This window comes from Flavobacterium cupreum (assembly GCF_003996965.1).
Classification (GTDB): Bacteria; Bacteroidota; Bacteroidia; order Flavobacteriales; family Flavobacteriaceae; genus Flavobacterium; species Flavobacterium cupreum.
This window is the reverse complement of sequence record NZ_QWDM01000234.1, coordinates 1-289: the sequence shown is the minus strand read 5'-3', so window position 1 is coordinate 289 and position 289 is coordinate 1. Positions and strand designations below refer to the sequence as shown.

General features: G+C 62.3%; 1 protein-coding gene. It reads right to left on the bottom strand.

All coding sequences use genetic code 11. The annotated features are described in order from the left end of the window. On the bottom strand, window positions 1-289 hold a 289-nt coding region (locus D0817_RS27275), incomplete at both ends, for a DNA polymerase beta superfamily protein (RefSeq protein WP_193555384.1).

Here is a 289-nt window from a genome sequence, read left to right as displayed (position 1 = left end):
CAAAACGTGTATATCAGCGAGCAATTCCGGCTCGCCCGCGACGAGGTGCAGCAACGCATCGAATTCGATCGGCGGCGCGCTGTTGTAGGTTTCGATCCAGCGCACCGCGAGCAGGGGCCGCAGCACGTAGAAGTATTTTTTGAGCCGCACCAGGGCGGCCTTGAGGTACTCGCGGTAGTTGGTCTTGGCCATGCTGCGGTAGTGGAACATGCCGCGCTCGTGAGAGTACACGGCCGGCAGCAGCTCGAGCAGCGCGGCGCCGAACTTGCCGCTGCGCATGTACTGGATG